15 protein-coding genes are annotated in these 22,778 nt (G+C 69.1%); 7 read left to right on the forward strand and 8 right to left on the reverse strand.

Going from position 1 to position 22,778, the window contains the following annotated elements; translation table 11 throughout:
• Positions 1-11 precede the first annotated feature (11 nt).
• Entirely contained in the window at positions 12-917 is a 906-nt protein-coding gene (kdgD, locus tag ISF28_RS21765) for a 5-dehydro-4-deoxyglucarate dehydratase (RefSeq protein ID WP_198119280.1), read from the forward strand.
• Here kdgD and ISF28_RS21770 read toward each other — a convergent pair.
• Positions 908-3,508 (reverse strand): glycoside hydrolase family 2 protein, encoded by a 2,601-nt coding sequence (locus ISF28_RS21770; RefSeq protein WP_198119281.1) that lies wholly within the window; start codon positions 3,506-3,508, stop codon positions 908-910. The genes kdgD and ISF28_RS21770 overlap by 10 nt on opposite strands.
• 120 nt (positions 3,509-3,628) lie before the next feature.
• A complete protein-coding gene (locus tag ISF28_RS21775; protein WP_198119282.1) occupies positions 3,629-5,002 on the reverse strand; it encodes an alpha-L-fucosidase in 1,374 nt (457 codons plus the stop codon).
• Positions 5,003-5,193: 191 nt separating this feature from the next.
• On the opposite strand from ISF28_RS21775, the gene ISF28_RS21780 reads away from it, so the two are divergent.
• On the forward strand, positions 5,194-7,134 hold the full coding sequence (locus ISF28_RS21780) for a TOL_0244 family TonB-dependent receptor (protein ID WP_229519275.1): 1,941 nt from the start codon (positions 5,194-5,196) through the stop codon (positions 7,132-7,134).
• A 113-nt stretch (positions 7,135-7,247) separates the two neighbouring features.
• The gene (locus ISF28_RS21785) at positions 7,248-8,693 is read left to right on the forward strand and encodes an NAD-dependent succinate-semialdehyde dehydrogenase (protein WP_198119283.1); all 1,446 of its coding nucleotides are present in this window, start codon (positions 7,248-7,250) and stop codon (positions 8,691-8,693) included.
• An 81-nt stretch (positions 8,694-8,774) separates the two neighbouring features.
• Here the strand turns inward: ISF28_RS21785 and ISF28_RS21790 are convergent, their stop codons facing one another.
• The 3 genes from ISF28_RS21790 to clpP all read right to left on the reverse strand — a co-directional run bounded on the left by ISF28_RS21790 (position 8,775) and on the right by clpP (position 13,786).
• Positions 8,775-10,937 carry an exo-alpha-sialidase gene (locus ISF28_RS21790; protein WP_198119284.1) on the reverse strand — a complete coding sequence of 721 codons (2,163 nt, stop codon included), beginning with the start codon at positions 10,935-10,937 and terminating at the stop codon, positions 8,775-8,777.
• Between the two features lie 356 nt (positions 10,938-11,293).
• Complete coding sequence (locus ISF28_RS30930) at positions 11,294-12,913, reverse strand: methyl-accepting chemotaxis protein (protein WP_198119285.1); 1,620 nt, start codon at positions 12,911-12,913, stop codon at positions 11,294-11,296.
• Between the two features lie 258 nt (positions 12,914-13,171).
• A complete protein-coding gene (gene clpP, locus ISF28_RS21800) occupies positions 13,172-13,786 on the reverse strand; it encodes an ATP-dependent Clp endopeptidase proteolytic subunit ClpP (protein WP_198119286.1) in 615 nt (204 codons plus the stop codon).
• Between the two features lie 141 nt (positions 13,787-13,927).
• Here clpP and ISF28_RS21805 point away from each other — a divergent pair, with 141 nt between their 5' ends.
• The 3 genes from ISF28_RS21805 (at position 13,928) to ISF28_RS21815 (ending at position 17,701) form a co-directional block, all read left to right on the forward strand.
• Complete coding sequence (locus tag ISF28_RS21805; protein WP_198119287.1) at positions 13,928-14,623, forward strand: sigma-70 family RNA polymerase sigma factor; 696 nt, start codon at positions 13,928-13,930, stop codon at positions 14,621-14,623.
• An 81-nt stretch (positions 14,624-14,704) separates the two neighbouring features.
• Complete coding sequence (locus tag ISF28_RS21810; protein ID WP_198119288.1) at positions 14,705-16,870, forward strand: FUSC family protein; 2,166 nt, start codon at positions 14,705-14,707, stop codon at positions 16,868-16,870.
• Between the two features lie 51 nt (positions 16,871-16,921).
• A complete protein-coding gene (locus ISF28_RS21815; RefSeq protein ID WP_198119289.1) occupies positions 16,922-17,701 on the forward strand; it encodes a type 1 glutamine amidotransferase domain-containing protein in 780 nt (259 codons plus the stop codon).
• A gap of 98 nt (positions 17,702-17,799) precedes the next feature.
• On the opposite strand, the gene ISF28_RS21820 is transcribed toward ISF28_RS21815, so the two are convergent.
• Together ISF28_RS21820 and ISF28_RS21825 are read right to left on the reverse strand one after the other, a co-directional pair.
• On the reverse strand, positions 17,800-18,798 hold the full coding sequence (locus tag ISF28_RS21820) for a tripartite tricarboxylate transporter substrate binding protein (protein ID WP_370663485.1): 999 nt from the start codon (positions 18,796-18,798) through the stop codon (positions 17,800-17,802).
• A gap of 25 nt (positions 18,799-18,823) precedes the next feature.
• Positions 18,824-20,176 (reverse strand): 2-hydroxycarboxylate transporter family protein, encoded by a 1,353-nt coding sequence (locus tag ISF28_RS21825; RefSeq protein ID WP_198119291.1) that lies wholly within the window; start codon positions 20,174-20,176, stop codon positions 18,824-18,826.
• Between the two features lie 169 nt (positions 20,177-20,345).
• Here ISF28_RS21825 and ISF28_RS21830 point away from each other — a divergent pair, with 169 nt between their 5' ends.
• Positions 20,346-21,041: a trimeric intracellular cation channel family protein gene (locus ISF28_RS21830; RefSeq protein ID WP_198119292.1), complete on the forward strand. Its 696-nt coding sequence runs from the start codon at positions 20,346-20,348 to the stop codon at positions 21,039-21,041.
• Between the two features lie 5 nt (positions 21,042-21,046).
• Here ISF28_RS21830 and ISF28_RS21835 read toward each other — a convergent pair whose 3' ends face one another.
• The gene (locus tag ISF28_RS21835; protein WP_198119293.1) at positions 21,047-22,639 is read right to left on the reverse strand and encodes a L,D-transpeptidase family protein; all 1,593 of its coding nucleotides are present in this window, start codon (positions 22,637-22,639) and stop codon (positions 21,047-21,049) included.
• Between the last annotated feature and the right edge of the window lie 139 nt (positions 22,640-22,778).

Raw genomic sequence — 22,778 nt, forward strand, 5'->3', positions numbered from 1 at the left:
CTGGAGCCCCCATGAATCCGCAAGAACTCAAACAGGTCATGTCGTCCGGCCTGCTGTCCTTCCCCATCACCGACTTCGATGCCGAAGGCAATTTCCGCCCCAGCACCTACGCCGAGCGCCTGGAATGGCTCGCCCCGTACGGCGCCACCGCCCTGTTCGCGGCCGGCGGCACGGGCGAATTCTTCTCGCTGACGCACGACGAATACTCGCAAGTGATCAAGACCGCCGTCGACACCTGCGCCGGCAAGGTGCCCATCCTGGCCGGCGCCGGCGGCCCGACCAGGAGCGCCATCGCGTTCGCCCAGGAAGCCGAACGCCTCGGCGCCAAGGGCATCCTGCTGCTGCCGCACTACCTGACCGAAGCGAGCCAGGACGGCCTCGTCGCCCACGTGGAACAGGTCTGCAAATCGGTGCAGATCGGCGTCGTCGTGTACAACCGCGCCCAGTGCCGGCTCACGCCCGACTCGCTGGCAAAGCTGGCGGACCGCTGCCCCAACCTGATCGGCTTCAAGGACGGCATCGGCGACATCGAACTGATGGTCTCGATCTGGCGCCGCATGGGCGACCGCTTCAGCTACCTGGGCGGCCTGCCGACGGCGGAAGTGTATGCGGCCGCGTACAAGGCGCTGGGCGTGCCGGTGTACTCGTCGGCCGTGTTCAACTTCGTGCCGAAGTTGGCGATGGACTTCTACCGCGCCGTCGCCAAGGACGACCATGCGACGACGAACCGCCTGCTGGACGAATTCTTCCTGCCCTACCTGGCGATCCGCAACCGCAAGGCCGGCTACGCCGTATCGATCATCAAGGCCGGCGCCCGCCTCGTGGGCCGCGACGCCGGTCCGGTGCGCGCGCCGCTCACCGACCTGACGGAAGAAGAGCACGCGATGCTGGACAAGCTGATCAAGGCTCAGAAGTAAGTCGCCGGGGTCCCCGTGATCCCGACCTCGGCGATGCCGCACGATCCGCCCGCGGGAGCGCTAAGCCGCAGGCGCAGCTGCCGTCCGGTGACGGCGCGCGCCGCGACGTCGAGCGTGCCGGCCGTTGCCGGTGCCTCGGCCAACGGCCGCCACACCCCGCCGGGGTCCTGCGTTTCCGCGCTCACGGCGCAGCGCGCGCCCGGCGCGAAGCGCACGGCCAGGCGGCGGTAGTTCACGATGCGCTCCGGGTCGACGACGAGCCACGGCGCGCGGTCCTCCGGCGCCGGCGCCCACCACGACCCGGCGTCGCCGTCGTTGGCGAGCGACGAGGCGTGCCCCGGCGCGCTGGAACTGGCCTGCGTCGGGTTCTTCAGGCCGAACGCCTGCTCCGGTCCCACTTCCATCTTCTGCGCCACGTACGGCCGGTCCGGCGCCAGCGGCGTCACGCCGGCGACGAACGGCGGGCCATCCACGGTGTCCACCGTCAGCACGCCGTCCGCGAGGCCCGGCGACGTCGCGCGGATCCGCGTCGTGCCGCGCTGCCAGCTGCGCATCGCGATGGCCGCCTGGCCGTCGTGGATCGGGATGTCGCCGTCCGGCGCGAACGCGATGCTGCGTCCCGTCGGCAGTTCGCCCGGCCCCGCTTCCAGCGCCAGGCGCACGGGCGGGCTGTCGGACAGCGCCTTGCCCGCCGTGTCGACGACGGTCACGACCAGTTGCACGTCGTCGGTGCCGTCGGCGTGACGGATGACGGGGCTGCTGGACGTCACGCGCAGCGCGGCCGCCTTCCCCGCCTGCGGCCACGTCGGCGGCGCGATGCCGCGGTAGGCGTTGCGATACCAGTACCAGCTGCGCTTCGGCAGCCGCGCGTAATCGACGAGGCCCATCGAGCCGAACCGGCCCGCGATCGAGCCGTGGTCGAAGCCGGCCCAGATGACTTCCCCCGAGCGCCACGGCTGGCGCCACGTCGCCGGCTCGCCCGCGCGCGCGCCCGGCGTGCGTTCGATGTCGCCCCAGCCCGGGTCGTACGCGCCCGGCCGGTCGGAGATGGTCGAGCCGTATTCGGCGACGAAGTTGGCGATGCCGGGGTTCGGGAACAGCACGGCGCCGTCGCCGTTGTAGCCGGCGACGTCGCCGATGTGGTCGATCTCGCCCCGCTGCGCGCCGTCGACGGACGCGGGCCGGGTCGGATCGAGGCGGTGCGACAGCGCCACCTCGTCGGCCAGCAGCCGGCGCACCCGCGGCATGGTGTCGCGGTCCGAGAAGAACACCTCGTTGTCCATGCCCCAGGCGACGACCGACGGATGGTTGCGGTTGATGCGGATGAGTTCCGCCAGTTGCTGCTTGACGCTCTCCTCGAACGCCGTCCGGTACTGGGCCTCGGGCGGATACGCGGACCGGCTCCACGGACTCTTCATGCCGGCCGTGCCCCAGAACGGCGCCTCCGGCAGGAACATCATGCCGATCCGGTCGGTGGCTTCGGCGAAGTGGGGATCGTGCGGATAGTGCGAGCCGCGGATGAAATCGAAGCCCGCGTCCTTCATCAGCTGCACGTCGCGGTCGATGGCGGCATCCGTCACCGCGTCGCCCCAGCCGGCCTGGTCCTGGTGGACGTTGGCGCCCCGAAAATAGCGGTGCCGGCCGTTCAGGAAAAAGCCTTTGTCGGCCGTCCACTTGATGGTGCGGAAACCGAATTCCGTCTCGAAGCGGTCGCGCCGGCGCCCCGCCACGTCCAACGTCGTGACGGCCCGATACAGGGTGGGCGTCTCGGGGCTCCACAGGTCCAGGCCGGCCAGGCGCGCGGATTGCTGGGCGACGTTGAGCGTGCGCCCCGGCGGCACCTGCACGGCCGCGTCGGGCAGCACGGCGACGGTGGCGCCGCGGCCGTCCGCGATGCGCGTCTTGACGGTGACCTTCACCGCGTGGCGGCCATCGTTGCGCACTTCCGTCGCCACGCGCACGGCGCCGCTGCGCCCCTTCAGGCCCGGTGTCGTGACGGCCGTGCCGGTCCAGGGCACGTGCACGTCGTCCGTCGCCACGAGCCAGACGTCGCGGTAGATGCCGCCGCTGAAGATATGCTCGCCGGCACGCGGCGCGAGCGTCGGATCCCACATGTTGTCGACGCGGACGGCGACGAGGTTGCGCCCCGCGTGCAGCGCGGGCGTCAGGTCGACGGGGAACCCGGTGTAGCCGCCCCGGTGGCGCGCCAGCTTGCGGCCGTTGACGTACACCTCGGTCGTCTGGAACGCGCCTTCGAATTCCAGCGTCCAGCGGCGCCCGGCGGGAACGGCCGGCAGCACGAGGTCCTTGCGATACCAGCCATACCCCACGTACACCACGGGCGCCTGGAAATACGGCATGGAAAAACTGTGCGGCAGCCCCACGGCCTGCCAATCGGCGTCGTCGAAGTCGGGATTGTCGGCGCCGGCGACGTCGCCCAGGTGGAAGCGCCAGCCGGCATTGAAATTCTGCCGCTGCCGCGCGGCGGGGGGCTCGGCGGCGGCCACCGCATGGACCACGCCCGCGGCCACGGCCAGCGCCATGACGGCGCGGGCCGCGAAATGTGTCAGGGTCGCCGTCGGCGAAGGCATGTCTGCTCCAGGTCGGTCGTCATCGTGCGAAGACCGTCATTGTGACGACGCGCACCCCGCGGGCGCAATGACGAAATTCGCTGGAGCGGACAATGATTTTCGCCGACAGGCATGCACCGTTCAGCGCACCGGCGCGAGCGCGGCGGCGGGCGAATCCAGCTGCAGGGCGACCACCGTGTCCATGTCGTCGCGCGCGGCCGGCGGCACGCTGATCTCGATGCGCTGCGCCGATTGCTCGACGCGCGCGGCGCCGCCGCCCAGCACGGACGCACTCACGATCCTGGCCGGAATCGCGGGCAGGGTCAGGGTCTCGCCCGGCCAGGCCAGCACGTGGACGTAGATCGTGTTGCCGCTGCGCGTGGACGCGCCCCAGGTTCCCGGCAGGAACGGACCGCCGCGCGTGCCGTAGATGCTGTCGCCGTGCTTGCCCAGCCACGCGCCGATCTCGCGCAGGCGTTGCGCCTGCTCGGGATCGATGCGGCCGTCGGGGTCCGGTCCCACGTTCAGCAACAGGTTGCCGTCGCGCCCCGCCACGTTGGCCAGCAGCTGGATGTAGTGCTTGAGCGGCTTCGGCGCCATGTTCGGCTGGTAGCCCCAGGCGCCGGCGATGGTCGTGCACAGTTCCCACGGATGCTGGTCGTCGTAGTCGCCCAGCGCGCCGTCGCCTTCGCGCGCGTGGAAATCTTCCTTCATGTCGGCGCGGCCGTTGATGACGACGTTCGGCTGCAGGCGCCGCAGCATCGCGTACACCTTGTCGTGCTGCCAGTCGAAGCCGCCGGCATAATGCTTGCCCGCCGGGCGCTTCTGCCATTGCGCGGCGGTCCAGTCGCCGCCGAAATTCAGCCAGTCCGTCTCGCCGCCGTCGAACCACAGCACGTCGATCTTGCCGTAGTTGGACAGCAATTCGCGCATCTGGCGGTGATACTGGGCGCGCATCGCTTCGGCGCTGGCCCGCTGCAGGTCCGGGAAAAAGAAGCCGGGATAGCGCCAGTCCAGCGGCGAGTAGTACAGCCCCACGTGCATGCCGGCCTTGCGCGCGGCCTTGACGTAGCCGGCGACGAAATCGCGGTGCGCCGCCGTCTTCGTGCTCGAGAAGGGATTGGCGCCGTCGTCGAACATCGCGAAGCCGTCGTGGTGGCGCGACGTGAACACCATGTATTTCATGCCGGCGGATTTCGCCAGCTGCGCCCAGCCGTCCGGATCGAAATGGGCCGGTTTGAACCGGTCGGCCAGTTTGGCGTATTCACCGGTCGGGATCTGTTCGCTAAATTGCACCCACTCGCCGCGGCCGGGAATGGCGTACAGGCCCCAGTGGATGAACATGCCGAAACGGGCCTGGCGCCACCAGCCGATGCGCGCGGCCGCGGCGGCGTCCGGCGCCTGGGCCTGGGTCTGGACTGCGGGCTCCGCCGCCGCGGCGGCGCCCGGCACGGCGCACGCCGCGGCCAGCAGCAGGCCGGCGCAGGCCGCCAGCGCCGATGAAGCGATCTTCATTGCAATGTCTCCTCTGAATAATTTGGATGAATTGTCCGAACCGCACCGTGCCGCAGCAATTACAAAATTAACTATTGCTGGCACAAAATGTGGTGGGGCACTATGTTCACACGCGAGGCGACATGTCAAATATCAATATTTTGATTTCTGCCATACAATTTCGCAAACCCGTGTAAAGGTGTCGCCAGACCATGTTCAATTTCACATTACCCCCAGCCGCAGCGCGCGGCGTCCTGGCCGGATGCGCCGCCGCCCTGCTGGCCGCGCCGGCCGCCGCCGACGTGCCGCTCGAATCGAAGGACATGGCGGAACTGAGCCTGGAAGAACTGGCGAACATCCCGGTGACGTCCGTGTCCAGGCGGGCGGAGCCGCTGTCCGACGCGGCCGCGTCCATCTTCGTCATCACGGGCAGCGACATCCGCCGCGCCGGCGCGACGTCGCTGCCGGAAGCGCTGCGGCTGGCGCCCAACCTGCAGGTCGCACGGGTGGATGCCCGCAACTACGCGGTCACGGCTCGCGGCTTTTCCAGCCCGTTCGAGAACAAGCTGCTCGTCCTCGTCGACGGCCGCACGGTCTATTCGCCGCTGTTTTCCGGCGTGTTCTGGGACGTGCAGGACGTGGTGCTGGAGGACGTCGAGCGCATCGAAGTCATCAGCGGCCCCGGCGCCACGCTGTGGGGCGCGAACGCCGTCAACGGCGTCATCAACATCATCACGAAGTCCGCCGCCGCGACCCAGGGCATGCTGGCCAGCGCGACGGCCGGCAAGGATGCGCGCGACGGCGCCGTGCGCTACGGCGGCGGCTTGCAGGGCGACGGCCATTACCGCGTCTACGCCAAGCATGCCGAGAACGACGATACGCACAACGCCGCCGGCGGCACCGTGGCGACTGGCTGGCACCGCGACCAGGCGGGATTCCGCACCGACTGGGGCGATAGCGCGCGCGGGCTCACCGTCCAGGGCGACGTCTACGACGCCCGGCTGCGCCAGGCGGGCACGAACGACATCCGGGTCGGCGGCGCCAACCTGCTCGGGCGGATGAACCGCACGTTCGCGGACGGCTCGTCGGCTACCGTCCAGCTGTACTGGGACCACACGGAACGCGACCAGCCGCGCGCCTTCCACGAACGGCTCGACACGTTCGACCTGCAGCTCCAGCACGCCGTGCGCCTGCCCGGCCGCCACCACGTCGTCTGGGGCGGCGGCTACCGGCTCGGCCACGACCGCGTGGAAAACGGCGCCGCGTTCGGCTTCCTGCCCGCGACCCTCGACCTGCACTGGGCCAATCTGTTCGCGCAGGACGAGATCGCCCTGCGCGACGACCTGCGCCTGACGGCCGGCCTCAAATTCGAGGACAACAATTACACGGGCGTCGAGACGCTGCCGACCCTGCGTCTCGCGTGGAACCCGCGCCCGGCGGCGCTCGTGTGGAGTTCGCTGTCGCGCGCCGTGCGGGCGCCGTCGCGCATCGACCGCGACTTCTACAGCCCCACGCAACCGGCCGTCGTGGGCGGCGTGCCGCAATACCGCGTGGCGGGCGGCCCCGACTTCGTCTCCGAGACCGCCAACGTGTTCGAGCTGGGCTACCGCGCCCGGCCGCTGGCCTCGCTGTCGTATTCGACGACGCTGTTCTTCAGCCGCTACGACAAGCTGCGCACGCTGGAGCCGAACCCGCGCGGCACGGGCTCCGTGTTCGAGAACCGCGCGGACGGCCTGACGCGCGGCATCGAGGCCTGGGCCACGTGGCAGGTGGTGGACACGTGGCGCCTGCAGGGCGGCGGCGTCGTGCAGCGCATCGGTACGTCGCTGGAGCCGGACAGCCGCGACCTGACGGGGACGACGGGCCTGTTCACGAGCGACCCGACCCATTACTGGTCCGTGCGCTCGTCGCACGACCTGGGCGGCGGGCAGGAACTCGACGTCATGCTGCGCCACGTGGGCGCGCTGCCCCGGCCCGCCGTGCCCGCGTACACGGCGGTCGACGCGCGCTGGGGCTGGCGCGTGAATCCCGGCCTCGCGCTGTCCGTCATCGGGCGGAACCTGTTCGATCCGCGCCACGCGGAATTCGGCGCGCCGGCGACGCGCAGCGAATACGAACGCACGCTCGCCGTGCGCCTCGTGTGGACGCCCTGACGCGCCGGCCTGGCCCGTGTTAAGCAAACAATCGGCGGCGGTGCGATCATAGCGGCTTCCGCTCTCGGCGGACCGAATATGCAACCACTACTGACTACAGGAAACGACGCTTCATGACGACTTCCAGCTATCCCGACACCCGCCTCCTCATCGCCAACGAATGGGTCGACGCCACCGGCGGCAAGACGATCCCGGTCGTGAATCCGGCCACCGGCCAGGCGATCGGCACGGTGGCCCATGCGGCCATCGCCGACCTGGACCGCGCGCTCGCCGCCGCCCGCAAGGGTTTCGACGCCTGGCGTGTCGTGCCCGCGGCCGAGCGCGCCGCCACGATGCGCCGCGCCGCGAACCTGCTGCGCGAGCGCGCCGGCGACATCGCCCGCCTCCTCACCCAGGAACAGGGCAAGCCCCTCGCGGAGGCGAAGATGGAGGCCATGGCCGGCGCCGAGATCATCGACTGGTTCGCCGCCGAAGGCATGCGCGTGTACGGCCGCATCGTGCCGGCCCGTAACCCGCAGGCGCAGCAGCTCGTGCTGAAGGAACCGGTCGGCCCCGTCGCCGCGTTCACACCGTGGAACTTCCCGATCAACCAGGTCGTGCGCAAGCTGGCCGCCGCACTGGCCACCGGCTGCTCGTTCCTGTGCAAGGCGCCGGAAGAGACCCCGGCCTCGCCCGCCGCGCTGTTCCAGTGCTTCGTCGACGCGGGCGTGCCGGCGGGTGTCGTCGGCCTCGTGTTCGGCGATCCGGCCGAAATCTCGGGCTATCTGATCCCGCACCCGGTCATCCGCAAGGTGACGTTCACCGGTTCCACGCCGGTCGGCAAGCAGCTGGCCGCGCTGGCCGGCGCGCACATGAAGCGCGTGACGATGGAACTGGGCGGCCACGCGCCCGTGATCGTCGCGGAGGATGCCGACGTCGCGCTGGCCGTCCGCGCCGCCGGCGCCGCCAAGTTCCGCAACGCGGGCCAGGTGTGCATCTCGCCGACCCGCTTCCTCGTCCACAACGCGGTCAAGGACGAATTCACGCGCGCCTTCGTGGCCCACGCCGAAGGGCTGAAGCTGGGCGACGGCCTGGTCGACGGCACCACGCTGGGCCCCCTGGCCAACGCGCGCCGCGTGGCCGCGATGACGAAGGTCGTCGAGGATGCCGCGGCCAAGGGCGCCGTCGTCGCGACGGGCGGCAAGCGCGTGGGCGACGCCGGCAACTTCTTCGCGCCGACCATTCTGTCCGACGTGCCGCTGGAAGCGAGCGTCTTCAACGACGAGCCGTTCGGCCCCATCGCCGCCATCCGCGGCTTCGACAGCCTGGAAGACGCGATCGCGGAAGCGAACCGCCTGCCGTACGGCCTGGCCGGCTACGCGTTCACGCGCTCGATCAAGAACGCGCACCTGCTGATGAACCGCGTGGAAGTGGGCATGCTGTGGATTAACCAGCCGGCCACGCCGAGCGCCGAGCTGCCGTTCGGCGGCATCAAGGATTCGGGCTATGGTTCGGAAGGCGGTCCGGAAGCGCTGGAGGCCTACCTGAACACGAAGGCCGTGTCGATGGTCGGCGTCTAAAGCCGTTCGGTACCCACCGCACCGGCACGCAACGGCCACCGCGGGGCTGCCCGCGGTGGCCGCGCTGCCGCTAGCGGTTCATCACGGCTTGCCGACGACGATGCCGCGTCCCGCCGTGCTCATGTAGACCACGCCGAACGTGTTCATGTCGCCGACGACGAACCGCCCATTGCCCGGACCGCCGTACTGGTGCGCATTGTCGTTGATGCGGGTCCAGGTCTGGCCCGTGTCCGTGGAACGGTAGAGGCCGGTCACGCCGCCGATCGTGCCCCAGATGAAGACCGTCGGATACGACGCACCCGCCGCCGCCTTGCCGAAGCCGACCGCGCCGCAATACGTGATATTGGGCAGATTGCTGAACTGCCAGCCCGAGCTCGTGGTACGCGTCAAGCCGCCGCCGTACAGCGGCACCCAGATATCGCCTTCGCGGCCGGGCGCCGCGCGGATGCCGTCGCTACCCCAGGCGGCGATCGTGTTGAACTTCCAGAACGACGCGCCGGCGTCCGTGCTGATCATGAAACTGCCGGTGGACGGATCGTACACGTAGAACTTGTTCGCATTGACCGGGTCCGCGATCGGGCGCGCATTATTGACGCTGATGCCGCCGACGGCCGACCAGCTCCCCCCCATGTTGGTGGAGCGGTACATGGTCGTGGAATTGGCCGGGGCGTGCAGCAGCGCGGTGGCGCTGGTCGACAGCGCGACCTGGCCGAAGCTGCCGTTCATGCCGACCTGGTTCCAGTTCACGCCGCCGTTGGGGGACGTGTACATCTTGCTGCCCACGCGCACGACCTGGCTCGTGTTGCTGTCGGCCACGGTCAGGCCGGTGGTCGTGCCGCCCATTGCCGGCGAATAGAGCGGGTTGGTATAGGTATCGATGTTGTAATGCTGGAAGCCGTCGTAGTCGCCGATGACGGACAGCAGCGGGCCGCCGGGAATGCTGTAGACGTTCAGCGGCACCGTTTCTTCCAGGCCCTTGGTGGTGAACGTCCAGGTGGTCGGCACGGCATCGATGTTGGTGGTCCGGAACACCCCGTTGCCCGAGGTCAGCCATACCGCCTTGTTGTTGAACGGATCGAAGACGGCCGTGCCGGCCCAGTGGATCGTCGCGGTGGAGCCCCAGGTGATGCCGCCGTTATCCTTGGCGAAGCCGCGGTTCATGATGTCGGTCCAGCTGGCGCCGCCGTTCGTCGAGATGAACACGTGGTCGCCCCAGCCGTTGCCTTGCGCCATGTACTGGTTGATGGTCGACGCGACGAGCCGCTGCGGGTTGGCGGGATCCACGCTGATGCCGCTGAACGACGCGGTGATGCCGGACGGCGTCACGTTGGTCCAGGCGCCGTTCGAGATCGTGTATTTCCAGATCTGCCCGTTGTTCATGGGCTCCGATCCCGAACTGTCGGGGTGCGGGCCGGCACCGTTGGCATACGTGATGTACACGTTGCCGGCGCCGTCGAACGCCGCGCGCTGCGGCATCAGGCCCGACGGGCTCCCGGACACGGCCGTGAACGACGCGCCCGCGTTGTCGCTGCGATAGAAGTTGGCACCCGCCCAGCCGTAGCGCGACACGCCGACGAACAGGCGCTGCGCCACGCCGCCCGACACGCTGGACGGGTCGGCCAGGACGAGGCTGATGCCATTGCTGTTGGCCGTCGTCGTCACGTTCAGCGCCGTCATCTTCGCCCAGCTCGCGCCGTAGTTCGTGCTCTTGAACAGCCCGTTGGCGCGGGTGCCGACGTACAGCACGTTGCTCGAACCGGGGTCGACGACGAGGCGCTCGCCGTTCTGGCGGCCCATCCCGTTGCCGTTCGCCTTGAACTGGCTGCTGACGTCCGTCGTGGCAAAGGTCCTGCCGTAATCGGACGAGCGCAGGATCGCCGACTTGCCCCCGTTGAAGTAACTGATCCCGACATACATATACACATTGGCCGCGTTCTTCGGATCGACGGCCAGGGACTCGACGCCGAGATAGCCGACCTGGTCTTCCGCCACCCAGTCCAGCAGCGGCACCCAGCGGCCGTTGGCATTGTCCCACCGGTAGGCGCCGCCCACGTCGGTGCGGGCATACACGACGCCCGCCTCCGTCTTGCTGGGAATGATGGCCGACACGAACCCGCCGCCCCCCATGGCGACATTGCCCCACGTATAGGCAGCCGCCGGCTGCAGTGTGGCCATGGCGGCCACGCCGACCGCGGCCGCCGCCCACGGCGCCGCTCTCTGGAACATTGAATCGATCAACTTCATGTATTGCCTCCTAAGGTCGTTATACATCTGAAGTGTGTCGACGCCTGTCTCCGCGCAAGCGTCGATTCCCGCGTCGGCCGATTTTTATCAAGCCGAGACGCAAGAATCTCCGAACCATATCGAACGGGTTTGAGCGCACGCAGCCGTGTAACGGCGTTTGTAATAAATCGTTAATCTACCTGGCGGTTTTCATAACGACGGCGGCGCCATGTGGATGGCGCCTTCGAGACGTCGTTCCGCACCCGGCGCCCCTGGACGGGGAACCGGTCTTGTCGTGCGGACGAGGATGCGACGTCGGCGGGAGCGACGTCTGGAATGTGGATGCCGGGTTGGATAGGCCGCGGCCGGGGCCGGCGTCAGGTACCGGCGTGGACCGGCCCGCCGATGCGCATCGCGCCCGACGCGGCCGCCGCCGGCCGCGCGCCGGCGTCCTGGAGCCGCAGGCGGAACACGCCCACCGCGTCCGCCAGCCGGTCCGCTTCCTCGCGCATGGCCTGGGCCGCGGCCGACGCCTGCTCCACCAGCGCCGCGTTCTGCTGGGTCGCCTCGTCCATCTGGCCGATGGCGCGGCTGACCTGCTCGATGCCCGTCGCCTGTTCCTCACCCGCCACGAGGATCTCGCCCATGATGGCGGTGACCTGGTTGACGCTCCGGACGATGTCGCCCATCGTCGCGCCCGCCTTGTCGACCAGTTGCGAACCGTGCTGCACTTTCTCTACCGAGTCGTCGATGAGCGCCTTGATTTCCTTGGCGGCGGCCGCGCTGCGCTGGGCCAGCGTGCGCACTTCGCTGGCCACGACGGCGAAGCCGCGGCCCTGCTCGCCGGCGCGCGCCGCTTCGACCGCGGCATTCAGCGCCAGGATGTTGGTCTGGAACGCGATGCCGTCGATGACGCCGATGATGTCCGCGATCCGGGCCGCGGAGGCATTGATCGCGCCCATCGTCGACACGACCTCGGACACGACGGCGCCGCCCTTGCCGGCGACTTCCGCCGCCGACAGCGCCAGCGTGTTCGCCTGGCGGGCGTTGTCCGCGTTCTGCTTGACGGTGGAGGTCAGCTCCTCCATCGAGGACGCCGTTTGCTCGAGCGCGGCGGCCTGCTGCTCCGTACGTGCCGACAGGTCGAGGTTGCCGGCGGCGATTTCGGCCGAGGAGGTGCGGATGGCGCCGGTGCCCGCGCGCACCCGTCCGACGATGTCCGCCAGGCCCGCATTCATGTGCTCCAGCGCCCGCATCAGGCGGCCCGTCTCGTCGTGCGCCTCGGTCGAAATATCCTGCGTGAGGTCGCCGTCCGCCACCGCGCCGGCGACGCGTACCGCCTTCTCGAGCGGACGGACGATGCCGCGCACCAGCGTGGCGCCGATGATCGCGGCCAGCACGAGGCCGAAGGCCATGCCGCTGAGGCAGACCAGGCGCACCGTCTCATAAGTCGCTTGCGACTTCTTTTCGGCCTTGGCGGCCTCGTCGAGCTGCAACTGGAGCAAGGCGTTGATGCTGGCGCGCACCGGCACGAACAACTCGATCATGGCGCCGTGCACGAGCGACTTGGCGCGCTCCATGTCGCCGGCACGCAATGCGGCCACCGCCGGCTGCGTCGCTTCGGCCGTGTATTTGTCGTTGGCCTGGATGAAGCGCTCGGCCAGGTCATGTCCCTCGCCGGTCAGCCCGGTCGCCGTGAAGGCCTGCCACTGCCGTGTGATCTCCGCATGGTTGCTGTCGAGCTCCTCGATCAACTTGGACAGGCGGCCCGCGTCGCTCGTCAGCGCCTCGGCCAGCGCGAGCTGGTTCAGGTTCAGCTTGCGCACGATCTGGTCGAGCTGCCCCAGGGTCACCAGGCGGTCCGCATACATGTCATGCATGGCGCCATTGGCATGGGCGAGGCTCAACAACCCGATGGTGGCGCCGCAGATCAATTCGAAGCCCAGGAAGGCGATGACGGCGATCAGCCTGGCTTTGACGGTGAACTTGCTTAACATTTTTTTCCCGAAAGAAAACTTTAACAACAGCAATTATGACCAAGAGTTTTCTACATCGGTTCATATTTACAAAAAATTTGTCGAATTTAACATTGCAGTTGTTGCGCTGCCACACGCGCACCCCGCATCCGTGCTTGACATGGCCGCAAACATGGTCATACCAAGTCCTGCGGCCATCTTTCGCTGCGCAAAAACGCGCCAATTGGCACATCATCTTTGACGAATTTGATTTGCATCAAGGAAATGTTAAAAGTATCGTCAAACGACCGCGCGCGCGTCCAGTACCCGGTCGATCAGGCCGTATTCCACGCCCTGGGCGGCCGACATGTAGCGGTCGCGGTCGGTGTCCTTCTCGATCTGGGCCAGCGTCTGCCCCGTGCGCTCGGCCAGGATCGTGTTCAGGCGGTGCCGCTGGTACAGCATCTCGCGCGCCTGGATGTCGATGTCGGCCGCCACGCCCTGCGAGCCGCCGTGCGGCTGGTGGATCATGATGCGGGCGTTCGGCAACGCGTAGCGCTTGCCGGGCGCGCCGGCCGCCAGCAGGAACGAGCCCATGCTGGCGGCGAAGCCCGTGCACAAGGTCGATACGTCGGGCTTGACGAACTGCATCGTGTCGTAGACGGCCATGCCCGCGTACACGGAGCCGCCGGGCGAGTTGATGTACAGTGAGATGTCCTTGTCGGGATTGTCCGACTCGAGGAACAGCAGTTGCGCGACGATCAGGTTGGCGGATTGCTCCGTCACCTCGCCGACGAGGAAGATCACTCGCTCCTTGAGCAGGCAGGAATAAATGTCGAAGGCGCGCTCGCCGCGTCCGGTCTGTTCGATGACGGTCGGGACGAGGCCGAGGCCCCGGGGTTGCTTGAATGTCATGATGGTCCTTTCGGTTGGTGGACCCGCATGACGCTTGCCGCCCGCCGTCGTGTGACGGCGGGAAAAATAAATCGCCGGCGTGTCACACCCGGGCGGCGCCAAACGTCAAGCGGCACCACCACCGCAACGAGGAGAATCGCGATGCCATGCACCACCGATACCGAGTCGGCCCTGTTCGAACGCCTGCGTCCGCGCCTGAAAGCGATCAGCCTGCGCATCGTCGGCAGCGAGGCGGACGCCGAGGACGTCGTGCAGGACTGTTTTCTCAAATGGCATGGCACGGAACGGGACGCCTTGCTGACGCCGGCGGCATGGCTGACGACGGTCGTCCGGCACCAGTCGATCGACCGCCTGCGCCGGCGCGCCCGCGACGCGCTGGCCGCGCACGCCGCCGCGGAACACGTGCCGGTGCCAGCGCCCGCGCTGCCGGAAGATTGCTTGCTGCGGCGCGCCGAACTGGGCGAGGCGCTGGCCCGCCTGCTGGCCTGCCTGTCGCCGTCGGAGCGGCTGGCCCTGATGCTGCACGACGTCTTCGAATGCGGCCACGCCGACATCGCGGCCGCGCTCGGCGCGACGCCGGCTTGCGCGCGCCAGCACCTGTCGCGGGCGCGCCGGCGCCTGCGCGCGCACGCGGGCGACCCGCCGCCGGACGACCGGCTGTGCCGCGAACTGATCCGGCGCTTCCACGCCGCGCTCGACGGCCTCGACGTACCGGCAATGATGACCCTGCTCACCGACACGCAGCCGATGGCCGTGCGCGCCAGCCCGCCGGTGCGGATGCGGGGCGGCCCGAGCGCCAACGATGCGTGCTATGCGCTCCTGGCGGCCGGCAGGTAAGGTCGCCGCCACGCGCGCTGCGAAGTCGCCCGCGGCGGCGCTATAATGGGCTCATCATTTCCGGCCGAGCGAATCGAGCCCATGCATTACGCCCTCGCGCCCCGCACACTCTTCTTCAGTCATTATTTCTACACCGGCCTGCGCATCGCCACCGGCGTCGTCGGCCTGACGTTCCTCGCCTACGGGTTTGCCGACCTGCCGACCGCGATGGCGGTGGCGATCGGCGCGCTGTGCACCAGCATGATGGACCTGCCCAGTCCCCTGCGCCACAAGTTCAACGAGATGCTGGCCGGGGTGCTGACGTCGTCGGCGGTGGCGCTGCTCGTGGGTCTCTGCTCGCCGACGCAATGGCTGCTGCGCGCCGTCATCGTCCTCGTGTCGTTCGTGGCCAGCATGATGACGGTGTACGGCAGGAAAGCGATGCCGCTGCAGTTCGTCGCGCTGTTCGTGATGATGCTGTCGAGCGACGCGGCGGCCACGCCGCTGCAGGCGCTGCGCCAGGGCGCCCTGTTCTTCGCCGGCGGGGCCGGCTACATGGCGTACGCGATGGTCGTCGTATGGATCCTGCGGCGGCGCCTCAAGCAGCAGGTGCTGGCCGAGGCGCTGTACGAACTGGCCGCGTACACCGGCATCAAGGCCGGCTGCTACGACATGGCGAACCCCTTGCCCGCGCAGATGGAAAGACTCGTGCGCCGGCAAAGCCTGCTGGCCGAGCGCCAGCAGGCGTCGCGCGACCTGGTCCTGCGCGGCAAGCCCAGGGCCGACGAGGCCATCCTCGTGCGGGTGCACTACGCCATGTTCGACCTGTACGAACTGGTGCTGTCGACGCACACCGACTACGCCTTGCTGCGCCAGCATTTCGCCGACGGTCCCGTCCTGCCGCTGCTGGGCAAGCTGATCGGCAAGGCGGCGCGCGACATCGAATCGATGGCGTACGCCATGACGCGCAACCGGCCGTCGTACGCCGACGTCGATTACCGCGCCGAATTGCGCGCCCTCGACGGGGCGCTGGACGCCCTGCCCCCGGCCGCCAGCGAGGACGAAGGCGCGCAGGCCGTGCTGCGCGCCACCTCCAACAAGATCCGCGCCATGATCGCGATGATCGCGCGGCTGCACGCCGCCAGCACGGCGCCGGACGGCACGCTGCCGACGGCCGCCGCCGCCGACCAGACCCCGTTCCTCACCCAGCAGCGCTACAGCATCGGCATCCTGCTGTCCAACCTGCGCTGGACGTCGCCGACCTTCCGCTTCGCGCTGCGCGTGGCGATGGCGATTAGCGTGGGCCTGTCGTCGGTCGAATGGCTGCCCTACCGGTCGCACGGCTACTGGACGGCGCTGACCATCGCCGTGATCCTCAAGCCCAGCTTTTCCATGACGCGCCAGCGCCGCGTCGACCGCCTGGTCGGCACGCTGATCGGCTGCCTGCTCACGGCCGTGATCCTGTATTTCGTGCATGCGCCGGCCCTCCTGATCGGCTTCCTGTTCGTCGCCACGGCGGCCGTCCCGACCTTCCTTTCCATCAAATACCGCTACACGGCGATCGCGGCCAGCGTGCAGGCCCTGCTCCTGATCGGATTGACGATGCCGCACAGCGCCGGCGCCATCGAGGCGCGGCTGCTCGATACGCTGCTCGGCACCTTGATCGCCACCTTCTTCAGCTACGTCCTGCCGAGCTGGGAATACCAGAACCTGCCGCGACTGGTGCGCGCCGTGACCGACGCCAACCGCAAATACCTGGCCGCCGCCGCCGACCTGCTGCTGGGGCGCGCGGTCGACGATTTCCATTACCGGATCCGCCGCAAGGGCTTCATGGACAGCCTCGCGAATCTCAGCGCGGCGCTGGGCCGCATGCTCGACGAACCGGAGGACAAGCGCCGCGCCCCCGCCGAACTGAACCGCTTCACGGTGCAGAACTACCTGCTGATGGCGCACATGGCGGCGCTGCGCCTGCTGCTGCAGCGCTACGCGGACGCCATGCCGCGCGCGGAGGTCGAGGCGGCGCTCGAGGACGCGTTCGCCAAGGTGCGCGCCAGCCTCGGCGCGGCGCCGCAAGCCCCGCCGCCGGCGCCGGACGGGCGCACGGTCTGGATCGCGGCCTGGCCGGGCTGGGCGCCGCTGCAGCGACGGCTGCGCTCGCTGCAGGAGGATGCGGCGCAAGTGGCGCAGTGCAATGCCGCGATCGCCGCCCTCCTCGCCCGGGACAATCGTCGACGTGCTTCAAAGACGGCCCGCGCCGGATGGAACTAAAGGCCTGTTGCACCGCTCTGTGACTCATGATCCTGGCGCGGATACGCGATCATGAATGCAATCAAGAAACTGGCTGGAAAGAAAATCGCGGTGCTGGCCGCCGACGGGTTCGAACAGGCGGAACTCGACACGCCGCTGGCGGCACTCGCCGGATGCGGCGCCGAGGTGGCGCTCGTGTCGCTGCGGCGCGGGCGGATACGGGGCATGCACATGCACCAGCCCGGCGACCTCGTCCGCGTCGACAAGGCCATCGACGACGCGCTGGCGTCCGACTACGACGGCCTGTTCATCCCCGGCGGCTACGTCAGCCCCGACATCCTGCGGCAATCCGCGCTGGCGCGCGCGTTCGTGCGGCAATTCGACGCGGCGGGCAAGCCGATCGCCCTGCTGTCCCAGGCGCCGCTGATCCTGGTGTCGGCCGGCCTGGCGGCGCGGCGCACGCTGACGTCCTGGCCCGGCGTGCGGGACGACGTCGTCAACGCGGGCGCCACTTGGCTGAACCGGGACGTCGTGCGCGACGCCCACGTATTGTCGAGCCGGGGCACGCAGGACGTGCCCGCGTTCGTGCAGGCGATGATCCCGTGTTTCGCGGGCGAGCCCGCCGCCGCCGGCCCCGCGGCGCAATCGGATCCGCCCCAGGAAAAGCCGCTGGAACAGCCGAACCAGTCGCTGCGCTGGCTGTCCGCGCCGTCGTTCGGCACGATGCTCAGCCTGGCGTTGCTGGGGGTCGGCGTGGTGGCCGCCCAGCGCGTCCGGCACAAGCACGCGGCGGCCGAACCGCCCGCGCTCCCGGACGCGCCGGCGCAGGAGACCAAGAACGTATCCCAGTAGGGTGGGCACCCCTGTGCCCACCAAACGCAAGCCGGTCCGCGAACGCATGGTGGGCACGGGGTGCCCACCCTACCCGTTCGCGCCTGCTGGAATACTCTTTAATGCTCGCGCACCAGATTGAACTGGCGCGCCTGCCGCTTGTAGTCGGCGACGGCCTGGCGGATGTAGCGGGTCAGCGCGTCGCCCGTGAGCGTCAGCGGATACAGCCCGATCTGCGCGCGCAACCGCGCGAATTCGGGCGCGGACTCGGCCCGGTCGAACGCCTGGACCCAGCGCCGGTAGTCCGCGTCGGACACGTCCGGCCCCATCCAGATGCCGCGGATCACGGGCCAGACCACGTCGAAGCCCTGCTCGCGCGCCGTCGGCACGGCCGCGAGGGCGCCGGGCAGGCGCTTGTCGGACAGCACGGCCAGCACGCGCGCCTTGCCGGAGGCGGTGTACAAACCCGTCTCGGACACGTCGCTCGACACCACCTGCACGTAGCCGGCCTGCATCGCGACGAATTCCTCGCCGCCGCCTTCCAGCGCGACGAAGCGCAGCTGATGCGGATCGAGCCCGGCCTGGCGCGCCAGCAGCGCCATCTTCATCCAGTCCTGGCTGCCGATGGTGCCCGACATGCCGATCAGGAGCTTTTCCGGGTCGCGCCGCAACGCGTCCATCAGGTCGCGCAGCGAACGATACGGCGAGTTCGCGGGCACGGCGACGACGCCGTAGTCGATGCCGAGCCCGGCGACCCAGCGCACGTCGTCCGGTTTGGCCTTGCCGAACTTGCCTTGCGCCAGGTTCAACAAGGAGCCGCCGGAAAACGCGACGAGGGTGTCCGGTTCGCCGCGGCGCTGCGACACGATCGTGTGCCACGCCACCGCGCCGATCCCGCCCGGCATATAGCTCAGTTTCAGCGCGGGCGCGCCGGGCTTGCCCTGCAGGGCTTTCTGCGCCAGTCGGCAGGTCAGGAACATCGCGCCGCCCGGCTTCGAGGGGACGATGCATTCGCCCTCGGGCGGCTGCTTCGCGCCGGCCGGCAACGCCACCAGCAGCGCGCCGAGCAGCCCGCCGAGCAGCGAAAGGAAGATGCGGAATGCGTTCATGGGCACCATCATACGCGCGGGCTCGGCGGCGTGTTCAATGCAGCTGCGCCATCAGCAGCAGGGTCAGCGTCACCGTGATCGCGCCGCCGATGCGCGTGGCGATCTGCGCGAACGGCATCAATTGCATGCGCTCGGCCGCGGTGAGGATCGCGACGTCGCCCGTGCCGCCCTGGCCGCTGTGGCAGGCGTTGATGATCGCCGCTTCGATCGGATACATCTGCATCTTGCGGCCGACGAAGAAGCCGGTGGCGATCAGGCTGGCGACGGTCGCGACGATGATGACGAGATTCACGACGTTGAACGCGGCGACGAGCTTGTCCCACGGCGTCATCGACGCGCCGATCGCGAACAGCAGGGGATACGTGACCGCGGTGGAAAAGAATTTGTAGACGATGTACGAGCTTTGCTGCAGCTGCGGCGACACGAGGCGCGACAGCTTGAACATCACGGCCACGAACAGCATCGCCACGGGCGCCGGAAAATGAAACAGGCGGAAGCACATCATGCCGACCATGTACAGCGAGATGGACGTGATTCCCGCCGCCGCGATGTTGCCGACGTCGAACTGGACCGGCGCGGCGTCGGCCTGCGGTTGCAGGTCGCCGTCTTCGGTCGGCTGCAGGCGGCCGTTGCCGGTCAGGTGGGGACGTTTCTTGCCGAGCGAATTCAGCATGCCGGACAACAGGATCGCCGTCAGGCTGCCCAGCATCACGGGCGGCAGGACTTCCGCGAAAACACGGCCCTGCTCCTGCCCGAGAATCCCGGCATAGCCGATCGACAGCGGAATCGCGCCTTCGCCGACGCCGCCGGCCATGATCGGCGCGACGAGGTAGAAGAACGTGTGGTACGGACCGAGGCCCAGCAAGGTGCCGACGGCGGTGCCCACGGCGCCCGCCACGACGGAGCCGGCGGCCAGCGGCACGAAGATCTTGACGAAGCCCTTGATGAGCACCGTGCGGTCCATGCTCAGGATGCTGCCCACGATGATGGACGAAATGAACAGGTACAGGAAATTGGTCGATTTCGTGAAGTCGACGACGTTCTTCAGCACCGGCGCCGGCAGCACCTTGCTGAACGCCAGGTAGGACGGGATGAAGGTGGCGAAGATCGCGGCCGCGCCGATCGTGCGGAAGAACGGCAGGCGCTTGCCCAGCTCGGCGCACGAAAAGCCGCCGACGGTCAGGATCGCGATCGACACGCAGATATCGTTCGGCACCTTGCCGGTGGCGACGAATCCCGCGATCAGGATCAACAGCAGGACGTAGACCGGCAGCGGCACGATGCCGATGCGGGCCCGTGCGATCTGCCGGCACACGCCGGAAAAGGATGTGGCGGCCGGCTTGGCATCGTCGCGTGCCGGCGTGTAGGTGGTCGTGGTGGTGTTCATGTGTGCTCCTCTTTCCTGGACCGGGCCGCGGCGTAGATATGGGATGCGGTGATACGCTCGATCAGCCTGGTGAATGGGGCCCACTATAGCGACGCAACCCTTCAATTACCTTTCAGTGCGCGGGCGCGGCATAATGACGGGTTTTCTTCGCCTTTCGCCTGGACGCACCATGTTCCCACCCGTCTCCCTCGACGTCGGTACCGCCATCAAGACCCTCGTGCTGACGCTCGACCTGCTGGGCACGTTCGTGTTCGCACTGTCCGGCGCCGTGGCCGGCGTGCGCCGCCGCCTCGACCTGTTCGGCGTGCTGGTGCTGTCGTTCGTGGCCGCCAACTCGGGCGGCATCGTGCGCGACGTGCTGATCGGCGCGGCGCCCCCGGCCGCCATCCGCGACTGGCGCTACCTGGCCGCGTCGCTGCTGGCCGGCGTGCTGATCTTTTTCTGGTATCCGAGCATCAAGCGGCTGAAGAGCCCCGTGCTGATCTTCGACGCGGCGGGTCTCGCCCTGTTCTGCGTGGCCGGCGCCCAGAAAGCCCTCGTGTTCGGCCTGTCCCCCGTCGCGGCCGCCCTGCTCGGCATGCTGACGGGCGTGGGCGGCGGCGTGGCGCGCGACGTGCTGCTGTCCGAGATCCCCGCCGTGCTGCGTTCCGACATCTACGCCGTGGCCGCGCTGGCCGGCGCCGCCGTGATGGTGACGGGCGACGCGCTGGGCATGCCCGGCGCCGCGAGCGCCTGCGCGGGCGCGGCCCTCTGTTTCGGCCTGCGCCTGGCGGCCATCAAGCTCGACTGGCATCTGCCGGTGGCGCACGCGCCGCGGCAAGCGGCGGACGAAGCCGGGGCGGCGGAGCGGCGGGAGGGGCGCTAGGAAACTCAGTCCCGCGCCCGGCCGCGCCGTGCCGCCAATTCCCGCTCCAGCTTGGCGTCGCGCCCGTAGATATCGGCGAAAAAGCGCGGATCGCCCTCGCTGTCGACGATGGCCGTGGCGTAGAACAGCACGACGGGAATCGGATGGGCCAGGTCGACGTGCCGGGTCGGTCCCGGCTGCAACGCTTCCTGGATGGTGTCGGCGTTCCACGCGCGCAGCCCGCCGAGCACGTACTGGGCCAGCGCGGCCGGATGCTCGACCCGGATGCACCCGTGCGACAGGTCGCGCCGGCTGCGCGCGAACAGCTCGTGCGCCGGCGTCGAGTGCAGGTAGATGTCCATCGGGTTCGGCATTGCGAACTTGATCGGGCCCAGCGAATTCTTCGACCCCGGACGCTGGCGCAGGCGCGCCCGGCCCGCCTTCAGGTCGGCCGCGCTCGCGCCCGGCGGCACCGTCTCCATGTCGTTCTGCGCCAGGTAGCGGGGGTTGCGCTCGAGCTTGGGCAGGATTTCCCGTTCGAGAATGCTGCGCGGGACGTTCCAGTACGGGTTGAACTCGACGTAGCGCATCTGGCCGATGAACAGCGGGGTTTCCGTCTTGATCGCGGCGCCGACCACGACCCGCATCTCGAGCGTCGTCCCGGTGCTGCCGTCGTGCAGCGCCCATAGCCGGTAGGCCGGCAAGTCGACGACGATCAGCGGGCCGGGGCCGAAATCCGGCAGCCAGCGCAGGCGTTCCAGGGTCAGCGCGAGTTGCTGCGCGCGCTTCTCGGGCGGCACGTTGAGCGCGGCGATCGTGCCGCGGCCCAGCACGCCGTCGTCCAGCAGACCGTGGCGGGACTGGAAGTGCTTGACGCCCTCTTCCATCTGCTCGGCGTAGACCTCCCCGGCCGGCGCAAGCGCGGCGGCCGGCAGGTCGCCCAGCAGCACCAGGCGCGCGAACAGCGCCTGCGCGGCCGGGTACGCGTCGCCGGGCGCGGCCTTGGTACGCGGCACCGGCAGCGCCGGCCACGGCTGCGCCGCCAGGTCGCGGTAATGGGCCAGCGCCGCCTTGACCCGCCCGTACTGCTGCAATTGCGGCTCGGCCGCCTGCACCGCCGCCTGCAGCCTGCCTTCGGCGAGCCCGGCGCGCAGGCGCTCGACCGGATCGTACTGCCGCAGGCGCGCATCAAGCCCGCGGGTGTGGTATTCGGAGCGCACGCGGCCGACGCGCAGGTCGGCCAGGTAGCGCAGCATCGCCGCCGTCAGCGCGACGTCGAACCGGGCGGCGTCCGCCCGCCCGTCGCCCAATTCGCGCTGCAGCGCGTCGACGCCGTAGTCGAGCGGATCCAGGCCCTGCAGCGCGGACCGGCGCAGCACCCACAGCGCGGCGGCGGCGGTCGACGCGTTCCAGGCGAGCGCGTACTTGCGCGGAGCGTAGAACCGGTCGAGCCAGCCGCGCTCGTCGTAGGGCAGCGCGGACATTGGCGGGGACTGCGCGGCCTGGACGGCCAGGGCGTGGATGGTGGCGGGGACGGGCTGGGCGAACGTCGAACGGGGAACGAGGGCCGCAGCTGCGCAGAGCGCGAGCGCGGCGCCGATTTTCTGGCTGAGCTTCATCGATGCTTTCCGGCTTCGGCAACGGTACGTTACCGAGTTGCATCATACCCTTCGGGGCCGGCGTTGCCCAGCGGCGCCACGATTCGGCGGCGCCCGCAACGGAACAACCCGTGCGCGGGATCGTCCAACGAGAACGTAA

Source organism: Massilia rhizosphaerae (genome assembly GCF_016093545.1).
Lineage (GTDB): Bacteria > Pseudomonadota > Gammaproteobacteria > Burkholderiales > Burkholderiaceae_D > Telluria > Telluria rhizosphaerae.